Here is a 6,661-nt window from a genome sequence, read left to right on the forward strand (position 1 = left end):
CCTGGGGCTCATCTCCATCCGAGTGTAGAACTTCGGCGAGGTCCCGCGCCCCGGCCGGAACCGGCGCCCACGGGCTCCCGCACCGGCTCCTCGGCCCCGGCCGGGCGCTGCGGGAACAGGCCGGGCACCGGGCCGCCGGACGCCACGGGCAGCGAGGGCACCAGCCGGCGGCGGGACCGCAGCTCCTCGCGCAGACGGTCGCGCAGGCCCAGGATCCACGCCTCCGCCACCGCGATGACCGGCTCGCACCAGGGCAGCGCGAGCAGGATGAGCAGGCCGGCGGCCCAGCCGAGCAGCACGTCGCTCAGCCAGTGCGTACCGAGGTAGACGGTGGTCAGACCCACGCCGAGCGCGACCACGGCCGACAGCGCCGACAGATAGCGGCGGGCCCTCGGCGTCGTCGCCAGATAGGCCAGGATGCCCCAGGTCACCACCGCGTTCGCGGTGTGACCGGACGGGAATATATCGCCGCCCGCGAAGAGCTCGGCCGAGCCGACCTGCGTCGCGTAGTGGGGGCCGAGACGGCCGAGTCCGAGTTTGACCGATCCGACCGTGACATTGAGCAGCAGCAGCGCCGCTCCGAGGGAGAGCAGCGGCCGCAGGGTGTGCTGGCGCCAGGAGCGCCAGCCCAGCCAGGCCGCCACCATGACGGCCGTGGGGCCGCGCTGGCCGAGGACGACGTAGTAGTCGAGGAAGGCGTGCAGCTCCGGCCACTGCTGATAGGGCCGGAAGAGCATGATCTTCCAGTCGAGGGTCACCAGCCACGTCGACAGCAGTACGGCGACGACGATGGCCAGATAGAACGCCGACGTCCCGCCGAAGAGGGCGAGACGCGTGCGGGTCATCCGCGGGACCTCTATCTTCGGCGGTTCCGGCTCCCGGTCCAGCCGGGCAAAGATGTCGGTACGCACCCAATCGACGTTACAGGGAGTGAGTAGCGACCTTGGTCGTTCCGGTGCCTTCGTGATGACGATGTGATGTGGAGTCGCTCTCGGCCGGGCGTTTGTTCTGGTCATCCGTCGGAAAATCCGATGACCTTCGTCCCTATTGCCGAAGTGGGCTTTCCGGAAGCGTGGGTGAGGGTCCGGAGAATTCCACGAACGGCGCGGCGGGCGGAATTCCCCCCGGCGCGCGGCCCGGCCCGAGTGGCGTACGCCACACCGCCCGGCCCGCCGGGGTGAGAGCTGCACCACGCGCTCGGGCCTTGAACTCGCGTACGCTGACGGCTCACTCGCCCGTCGATGCCGGGCCGCCCCGGGGCCGCTCCCCGGCCGGTGCCCGCCGAGCGCGAGGGCTTCACTGGGAGGTACGTACATGGCGCGGACGATCACGGCCGGAACGCGGCCGCGTCCCCTGGGCCGCCGCACCGACGTCGGTGCCAACCGCTGGGTCGTCCTCGTCGTCCTCTGCGTCAGCCTGCTGCTCGTCGCGCTCGACGCGACCGTGCTGCACGTCGCCGTCCCCTCCGTCACCGAGGACCTGCGCCCGAGCGCCACCGCGCTGCTGTGGATCGTCGACGCCTATCCGCTGATCTGCGCCTCGCTCCTCATCCTCTTCGGCAGCCTCGGCGACCGCGTCGGCCGCAGACGGGTGCTGCTGCTCGGTTACGCGCTGTTCGGCTTCGCCTCGGCGGTCGCCGCGCTCGCCACCGCCCCCGAGGTGCTGATCGGCGCCCGCGCCCTGCTCGGCGTCGGCGGCGCGATGATCATGCCCGCCACGCTCTCCATCCTCCGCGCGGTCTTCCCCGACCGGCGCGAGCGGGCCACCGCGATCGGCATCTGGACGGCGGTCGCCGCCGTCGGCGCCGCCACCGGGCCCGTGCTCGGCGGCTTCCTCGTCGAGCACTACTGGTGGGGCTCGGTCTTCCTGATCAACATCCCGCTGATGGCGCTGATCCTGCCGCTCGGCCGCTGGCTGCTGCCCGAGTCCAAGGGCGACTCCGACGGCCCCTGGGACGTGCTCGGCGCGCTGATGGCCGCCGCCGGAGTGCTCGGCGCCGTCCTCGGGGTCAAGCGGCTCGGCGCCGGCGACACGCTGCTCGCGCTGCCCACGGCCGGCCCGCTCCTCGCCGGAGCCGCGCTGCTCGTCCTCTTCGTACGGCGGCAGAAGCGCCGCGCGCACCCGCTGATCGACATGCGGCTGTTCTCCCGGGCGGCCTTCAGCACCTCGGTCGGCTGCATCGTGCTCGCCATGCTGGCCCTGGTCGGCCTGCAACTGATCGCCGTCCAGTACCTCCAGCTCATCCTGGGCCTCAGCCCCCTGGAGACCGGGCTCCGGCTCCTCCCGCTGACCTTCGCCGCCATGGCGGCCGGCGCCACCGGCTCGTACACCCTGCGCAGGCTCGGCCCGCGCCGGATGGTGGGCTGGGGCTTCGTCCTGACCGCCTCCGCGGTGCTGCTGCTCGTCCTCATGGGCCAGCACGACCGTCCGCTGCTGCTCACCGTCGGCTTCGTCCTGCTCGGCTTCGGCCTCCAGACCACGCTCTTCTCGGCGTACGAGTCGATGCTCAGCGAGGCGCCGCCGGAGAGCGCCGGCGGGGCCGCGGCGATCGGCGAGACCTCGTACCAGCTCGGCGCCGGCATGGGCATCGCGATGCTCGGCAGCGTCATGAACGCGGCGTACGGGCCCGGCCTGAGCGGCGTCCCCGGCGTGCCGGAGGCCGCCGCCCGAGCCGCCGCGAACTCCCTCGGCGAGGCGTACCAGGTCGCCGGACAGCTCGGCGGCACGGCCGGTGAGGCGCTGCGCCAGGCGGCCCGGCACGCCTTCGTGAACGGCCTCCACGTGACCCTGTTCGTGAGCGCGGGCCTGCTGCTCCTCGGCGCGCTGATGGCCCTGCGCCTGCCGCGCGTGATGGAGTGCCCGCCGGTGCCGGACGGGGACCTCGACGACGAGTGCCGTCCGAAGGGACGGGCCCTCGCGGGCACGGACTCCGCCGAGCCCCGCCCGATCGAGCCCGGCCCGGCCGCTCCCCGAGTCCCCGCCACCCGCGGCCCGGCCGAGCCGGCGGGCACGGGACGCCGGGGACGGCCGGGGCACTGACGGCCGGGTCCGGTGCTGCGGGGCGGCGCCGCCGGGGCGCGCCTGCCGAAGGGTGACCGCGCGGCCGGGGCCGGGGCGGCGTGACCGGGGTACGGGATCGTGGCCGGCGCGCTCGTGGGTCGGCCGGCCCGGAGGCGGTTCGGGCGCCGGGCATCCGGCGGGCCGTGGGGCGGGTGTCTCGGCGCGGGGATGGTCGCGGCGCCGGGTGCCGAAAGGGGGCGCAGTCCGGAGGCGGAGTCCGTGAGGGCGGTCGGCCCTCGCGCACGGACGGTGTGCCCGGAGGCGAGCCGAGCCCCGTGAGGGGCTCAGCTCTGGTTGAAGAAGCCGTCCTGCGAGCGGCCGGCGGAGTCGCCGCTGACGATCTGCGTGTCGGCCGGGGTCAGCAGGAAGACCCGGGTCGCCACCCGCTCGATCGAGCCGCGCAGACCGAAGGCGAGGCCGGCGGCGAAGTCGACCACGCGCTTGGCGTCGTTCGGCTCCATCGCCGTGAGGTTGACGATCACCGGGACGCCGTCCCGGAACAGCTCGCCGATGCCCCGGGCGTCCCGGAAACCGTCCGGGGAGACGGTGGCGATCCGACGGCCGTGCTCCTGCGCCGTGTCGGACGCCACCCGCACCCGCGGGTCCGTCACCCAGGCGTCGCCGCTCTCAGCACCGTCGGCGTACTCGTCGTCGTAGTACCGCTCGTCGTTGTCCTCGACGAGTCCCAGCCAGGCACTGGCCTTGCGCACCGATCCCATGGACGCCTCCTTTCAGCGCGGTCACTTGTGGTTCCGCATGTCCCTATCGTCGTCCATCATGCGGATCGCGCGCCAAGTGGATAGTCGGCGCGCAGGGGATTCGTGACGGTACTGGTGCAGAACGTGAGGTTCGAAAACTGGCGATTCGTCAGAGATCGCGCGGTATATGGCGCCTGACAGGGGCTCGGATCGGGCCGTGCAACTTAAAATATGAACGTCGGGCCGGAAGGGTGACGATCGGGGCGTACGGGTGAACCGGTTCCCGCCCGATCCTCCTGGATACGATGCCCGACGCGGTCGCGCATCCGGCGCGCCCGCCCACGGGGGAACGTACGGGGGAATGTCTTGTTCGGAATCGTCAGGCCCTGCGCGCATCGCCTCACCGAGGGCCTCAAGACCGAGTGGATGGCCCATCTCTGCGGCCTCTGCCTGGCACTTCGCGCGGACCACGGCCAGCTCGCCAGGGTCGTCACCAACTACGACGGCCTGATCGTCTCCGTCCTGACGGAGGCTCAGACCGGCCTGACCCGGGCCGGGCGCCGCACCGCGGGACCCTGCCCGCTCCGCGCGATGCGGACCGCGCCCGTCGCCCGGGGCGAGGGCGCCCGGCTCGCCGCGGCCGTCTCCCTGGTCCTCGCCTCCGCGAAGATCCGGGACCACGTCGCCGACCGCGACGGCCTGTTGGCCCGGCGGCCGGTCGCCGCCGCGGCCCGCCGGGTCGCCCGCTCCTGGGACCGGGCGGGCGCGCGAACCGGACGAACGCTCGGCTTCGACACCGCCGTGCTGGTCGACGCGGTCGACCGGCAGACCGGCATCGAGGCCCTGGCCGGTCCCGGCACCCCGCTGCTCGCCGTCACCGAACCGACGGAGACGGCGACCGCGGCCGCCTTCGCGCACACCGCGGTCCTCGCCGGCCGCCCCGGCAACGCCGCGCCCCTCGCCGAGGCGGGCCGCCTCTTCGGCCGCCTCGCCCATCTCCTGGACGCCGTCGAGGACCAGGCCGCCGACGCGGAGGCCGGCTCCTGGAACCCGCTCACCGCCACCGGCACCTCCCGCGAGGAGGCCCGCCGGCTCGCCGACGACGCGCTGCACGGCATCCGCCTCGCCCTGAAGGACGTCGACTTCGCCGACGGCCGGCTCGCCCATGTCCTCCTCGCCCACGAGCTGCGCACCTCGATCGACCGTGCCTTCGGCACGACGAGCTGCGCGCACGGGACACCGGGACCGGGGCAGGGGCCGGTGCCGGGGAACCCGTACGGGAGCGGGGCGCCCGGCCCGTACGGCGGCGGCGCCCCCGGCCCGTACGCGAGCGGCGGCGGCAACCCGTACGGCGGGGGCGGCCCTCCGTACGGCGGTGGGGCGGGGGGCCACGGCGGCGGGCCCGGAGGCCCCGGCGGGCTGCCGCCGCAGTTCGGTGCCGGCGGTCCGCGGCGGCCCGAGCCGCGCGGCTTCCTGGCCGGGTGCGCCATGTTCACCTGGCTGTTCTGCACCTGCCAGATCTGTTGCGCGAAGGAGTACGAGGGACCCTGGTCCCGCAAGAAGCGCGAGGGCTGCTGCCGGGACTGCGACTGCGACTGCCCGTGCGACAGTTGCTGCTGCGCCTGCGACGGCTGACGGGCCGGCAGGAGCCGCCTGCTCTGACCGAAGCACCGTCCGACGGGCCTGCCCCGTCCCCGGAACCGACCTGTGGAAGGGTGCTGACCATGAGCACGGACGACGTGAACCGGGGCGCGCGCGGCGACGATCCCCGGCAGGAGTGGCAGCAGTGGCACGAGCAGCGCACGGCGGCGGTCGCCTCGTCGTACGGACCGCTCTCGCTGACCGGCACGTACTGGCTCTCGGACTTCCCGGAGGGGCGAATTCCGGCCGTTCCGGGGGAGTGGCGGGCGGACGGTGACGAGGTCGTCCTGACCGCGGGTGCCGAGGACGGGATCACGGTCGACGGAAAGCCGCTGATCGGCACGGTACGGCTGACCGCCGACCACGCCCCGATCCACGAGTCCCGGGCCGAGTCGGCCGGGCGCCGGCTGGTCGTGCTGCGGCGCGAGGGGGAGTGGGCGGTACGGGACTTCGACCCCGAGTCGCGGGCGCGGCGCGCCTTCCGGGGCATCGTGGCCACGCCGTACGACGAGCAGTGGGTGCGGCCCGGCGTGTTCCGCCCGTACGCGGAGGACCGGCACGTACGGGTGGAGAACGCGGACGGCAGGGAGCGCGGGCTCGGACTCGCCGGCGAGCTGGTCTTCGACCTGCACGGCGCCGAGCACAGCCTGCGGGTGGCGGTGGAGGACGACGGCACGCTGTGGGCGGTCTTCGCGGACGCCACCAGCGGCCGGGACAGCTACCGCTTCCGTTTCCTGCGGCCGGCCGCGCCGGCGCCGGACGGCACGGTGACGGTGGACTTCAACCGGGCGCTGCTGCCGCCCTGCGCGTTCGCGCCGCACTTCATCTGCCCCTTCCCGCCGCCGGGGAACACCCTGGACACGGCGGTCGCGGCGGGGGAGCGGCGGCTGGTCGGGGACTGACCCGGCGCGGGGGCGGTGCGGGGCCGACGGGGGCCCGGCACCGCCCGCCGCCCGCGGCCGGTGTGTGCGGGCGGTCTTGTGCGTTCCGGTCACGGAGGCCAGTATCGCTCGCGGTGCATGTCAGGAACACGTCACCTGACGGTGCCTCATGGGCCCGCCACCCACGGGCTCCTCCGCCGTACCCGAAGGAGAACAGTGAGGACCACGCGCATCCGACTGCTCGCCGTCGCCGCCGCCGTCGCGGCCGCCACCGCCCTCGGTCTGCCCGGCGCCCAGGCCGCCCCCACCCCTGGACCGGCGAGCGCCGCGGCGCGCGCCCGCGCCCCCCCCCCCCCCCACGGGGCCGGCCGGCGCGGCGGC

5 protein-coding genes are annotated in these 6,661 nt (G+C 74.5%); 3 read left to right on the forward strand and 2 right to left on the reverse strand.

From position 1 onward, the window contains the following. Positions 1-8: 8 nt before the first annotated feature. Positions 9-911 carry a phosphatase PAP2 family protein gene (locus ABZ135_RS38435; protein WP_356703019.1) on the reverse strand — a complete coding sequence of 301 codons (903 nt, stop codon included), beginning with the start codon at positions 909-911 and terminating at the stop codon, positions 9-11. 403 nt (positions 912-1,314) lie between these two features. On the opposite strand from ABZ135_RS38435, the gene ABZ135_RS38440 reads away from it, so the two are divergent. Then, positions 1,315-3,039 (forward strand): MFS transporter, encoded by a 1,725-nt coding sequence (locus ABZ135_RS38440; protein WP_356703021.1) that lies wholly within the window; start codon positions 1,315-1,317, stop codon positions 3,037-3,039. Between the two features lie 305 nt (positions 3,040-3,344). On the opposite strand, the gene sepF is transcribed toward ABZ135_RS38440, so the two are convergent. Beyond that, entirely contained in the window at positions 3,345-3,779 is a 435-nt protein-coding gene (gene sepF / locus ABZ135_RS38445; RefSeq protein WP_356703023.1) for a cell division protein SepF, read from the reverse strand. A gap of 345 nt (positions 3,780-4,124) precedes the next feature. Here sepF and ABZ135_RS38450 point away from each other — a divergent pair, with 345 nt between their 5' ends. Next, positions 4,125-5,393, forward strand: a complete 1,269-nt coding sequence (locus ABZ135_RS38450) for a DUF5685 family protein (protein WP_356703025.1) — start codon at positions 4,125-4,127, stop codon at positions 5,391-5,393. An 89-nt stretch (positions 5,394-5,482) separates the two neighbouring features. Then, the gene (locus ABZ135_RS38455) at positions 5,483-6,301 is read left to right on the forward strand and encodes a DUF1684 domain-containing protein (protein WP_356703027.1); all 819 of its coding nucleotides are present in this window, start codon (positions 5,483-5,485) and stop codon (positions 6,299-6,301) included. Positions 6,302-6,661 lie beyond the last annotated feature (360 nt).

The organism is Streptomyces sp. NPDC006339 (assembly GCF_040612775.1).
In the GTDB taxonomy this organism is placed as follows: domain Bacteria; phylum Actinomycetota; class Actinomycetes; order Streptomycetales; family Streptomycetaceae; genus Streptomyces.